Origin of the sequence: Rhodopseudomonas sp. BR0M22 (assembly GCF_010907035.1) — a bacterium.
GTDB lineage: Bacteria > Pseudomonadota > Alphaproteobacteria > Rhizobiales > Xanthobacteraceae > Rhodopseudomonas.
Genome location: NZ_QUMK01000131.1, coordinates 1 through 2966, shown reverse-complemented (window position 1 = coordinate 2966; position 2966 = coordinate 1). Strand labels below are relative to the sequence as shown.

5 protein-coding genes are annotated in these 2966 nt (G+C 65.1%); 2 read left to right on the top strand and 3 right to left on the bottom strand.

Annotation, left to right across the window (positions count from 1 at the left end; translation table 11 throughout):
* The first annotated feature begins 33 nt into the window (after positions 1-33).
* The gene (locus tag DY468_RS24335) at positions 34-216 is read left to right on the top strand and encodes a hypothetical protein (protein ID WP_246701108.1); all 183 of its coding nucleotides are present in this window, start codon (positions 34-36) and stop codon (positions 214-216) included.
* A gap of 15 nt (positions 217-231) precedes the next feature.
* Here the strand turns inward: DY468_RS24335 and DY468_RS24330 are convergent, their stop codons facing one another.
* Positions 232-711, bottom strand: a complete 480-nt coding sequence (locus DY468_RS24330; RefSeq protein ID WP_164608158.1) for an acyl-CoA thioesterase — start codon at positions 709-711, stop codon at positions 232-234.
* Between the two features lie 28 nt (positions 712-739).
* The gene (locus DY468_RS24325) at positions 740-1366 is read right to left on the bottom strand and encodes an HAD family hydrolase (protein WP_164608156.1); all 627 of its coding nucleotides are present in this window, start codon (positions 1364-1366) and stop codon (positions 740-742) included.
* A 259-nt stretch (positions 1367-1625) separates the two neighbouring features.
* Between DY468_RS24325 and DY468_RS24320 the strand changes: the two genes are divergently transcribed.
* The gene (locus DY468_RS24320; RefSeq protein ID WP_164608154.1) at positions 1626-2483 is read left to right on the top strand and encodes an OmpA/MotB family protein; all 858 of its coding nucleotides are present in this window, start codon (positions 1626-1628) and stop codon (positions 2481-2483) included.
* 38 nt (positions 2484-2521) lie between these two features.
* On the opposite strand, the gene DY468_RS24315 is transcribed toward DY468_RS24320, so the two are convergent.
* Entirely contained in the window at positions 2522-2770 is a 249-nt protein-coding gene (locus tag DY468_RS24315; protein ID WP_164608152.1) for a PilZ domain-containing protein, read from the bottom strand.
* Positions 2771-2966 lie beyond the last annotated feature (196 nt).

Sequence of the window (2966 nt, the reverse complement as noted above, 5' to 3'; positions counted from 1 at the left end):
CGGCAGGGTCAGATGTGTATACGAGCCAGGCCCGTGACGACGTCGGCAGCTTCGACACCGGCGAGCGTGCCGGCGGCCGCTCCGAGCGACGCCGCGCGGCCTGCTGCTGCGCCGAGCGCGCAGGCCGGCCGCGCTTTTGTGCCGTGCCAGCCGATTGGTCGCACCGCCAAGGGCGAGCTGGTGTATTCGATGGATTGCCGCAACCCGCCGCAGTGAGGCGGCGCCCAGACATCAGGCCGACGGCGAGGCGTCGTCGGCCTTGATCATCACCGGCAGATACACGCTCGAGAATTCCGGCGGCAGGCGACGGGGACGGCCGCTGCTCAGCTCGATGCAGACGAGCTGCCAGCGTCCGCGCATGATGGTGGCGCGGTCGCGCAGCCGGATGAGCTGGAAGCGGCGCTCCATCACCAGCTTGCCGTCGCTGCCGTAGATCCAGGTGCCGAGCAGCAACTCGTCGCCGAGATGGCTCGGCAGCAGGTAGTCGTATTCGCCGCGGCGGATCGCCATCGCACGGTCGATCCGCTGCCAGTCGGCGAGCGACAGGCCGAGTGCTTCGGAATGCGCCCAGCCGACGCTGTCGCACCAGCGCACATAGACCGAATTGTTGGTGTGATGGAGACCGTCGATATCGGTCGCCGCCGGCGTCATCGGGAGCGTGAATGGCGCGGGGTGGTCCCAAGGGAGATCGGCGGCAGCGCTTGTCATCATCAGTTTCGTCGGTGGTTCGTTGCCGTGTTCACAAGCCGAGCTGATCGAGCGTGCGGGCGACATCGTCGCTGGAATGCACCTGCACGGCTTGCAGACCGCGCTCGCGCGCAGCTTCGACGTTTTCCGCCAGATCGTCGAAGAACACAATGCGCTGCGGCGCGACGCCGATCGCGTTGACGACGAAATCGTAGGTTTCGCCGTTCGGCTTGCGCATTCCGATTCGCGACGACAGAAACATGTCGCGGAAGTGCACCAGCAGCGAGGCGTAGTGCTCGGAGAAATGCGCGATATGCGCATCGTTGGTGTTGGACAGCGCGTAAAGCGGCAGCCGCTTGGCGGCGCGGTCGAGCAGCGGCGAGATGCCGGGCATCTCGCCGATGAAGATCGCGTTCCAGCCCTCGCGCAATTGCTCGTCGGTGAGCTTCAGCCCGAGCGCGCTCCGCACGGCGGCAAAGAACTCGGCGTCTGAGACGTGGCCGGTCTCGTAGCGGTGGAACGTGTCGTTCTGCGCGAGCGCGTTCATCAGCGCCTGCGGATCACTGCCGAGTTCGACCGCCCATGCCTTCAGTGTGCGGCGCAGATCGAAATCGATCACCACGCGGCCGAGATCGAACAGCAGCGCATCGGCGGCGCCGGGCGTGAGAGCGGTCGTCATGGCGGAACCTGTCGCTGAGAAGAGGGGATTTGCAAACGTCGACACATGCTTATTTTGGTTAAAGAATGTTATAGACTGACGAAACCGTTTGGTAATCCGCAGCCGCTAAGATCATCGATGCTGCGAAGCGCATTTTTTCTGCAACCATTCTCCATCATGTGCGGTATCGCGGCGCCGAGTTTGATCAACGGCATCCGCACATGCGTTTCGACGAGCGTTCCGTTTTGTTGCACCTCATGACCGCGTCGGGGCGATCCTGATGAAGGGCGGTGGTGGTCGGCTGTCCTCGGGCAACAACAAGAAGAAGGTCGAGGAAGCTCACGCCACTCACGGCTGGTTCGTCACCTTCGCCGACCTGATGGGGCTGCTGGTCAGCTTCTTCGTCATGCTGGTGTCGTTCTCGACCCAGGACCTGCGCAAACTGCAGATCGTCGCCGGTTCGATGCGCGACGCGTTCGGCGTGCAGCAGAATTCGCGGTTCGCTGGAGTCCTGGAGACCGACGGCGTTCCGGTGCAGGGCAAAGTCAAAAGCAAGAACAACGTCGCGCCGGACCAGGCCAGCAACACGCCGCACCTGGAAGAGTCCGGAGGCTCCGGCAGTGCCGCATCGCACGCCAAGGCCGAGCGCGAATTCGCGCTGGCCTCCGCCTCGCTGCGTCAGGCGCTGCGGGACGTTCCGGAGCTGGCCGAGGTCTCCAAGAACGTGGTGTTCGAGGAGACGCCGGTCGGGCTCAACCTCGAACTTACCGATCAGGACGGCCGGCCGATGTTTCCTGACGGTTCGGCGACGCCTTACGAGCGGACCCGCAAGCTGGTCGCTCGGCTGGCTGCGCCGCTTCGCGCGACCAGTCTGCGGGTGATCATCGTCGGCCATACCGCCGCGACCGTGGTCCGGCCCGGCGACGACGATCCACTCGGCCTGTCCGTCAGCCGCGCCAATGCCGTGCGCCAGATCCTGAAGCAGGAGGGCTTGCCCACCAGTCAGGTGCTGTCGCTGGTCGGCAAGGGGGATGGAGATCCCCTGTTTCCGGATGCACCGACGCTGGCGGCCAACCGCCGCGTCACCATCACCTTGATGCGGGAGAACCCGCCGCTGCCGCCGGATCTGCAGCGCTGACTCGGAGCGAGCCGAAAACGTCGATCGGCGGTTGAAGCTCAGAAGCAGAGCCCGATCCGGCGTCCGCGCTTCCACACCATCCGGCACTTCTTCCTGGTCGCACCGTGCAGCATCTCGAAGCGCTGCGGCAGATTGGCATCGGCGTTGAGCTCGACACAGGCGCCACCGGCCGAGTAATCGACCACACGGCATGGGATCACCGGCAGTTTCGGGCCGACGATCAGACTGGCATTGCCAGAGACGAGCCCGCTCGGGCGGACGCGCGCAAACCGTCGCGGCTGAGTCATACGAGTGGCTCCCGGGCTGGTTGGATCAGCGATCGGCCCGATTGCAACCGAGACTTGTTAAATTCGAGTTGTTGTCGAACGACAACGGACGCAATTTATTCGCAACTACGTCCGCCCCCCCGAACCCGATACCGCCGGCCCCTATACACCATCCGCCCCCCCCGCCCCCGGGACGGGGGGGGGGCCGGGGGGGGGG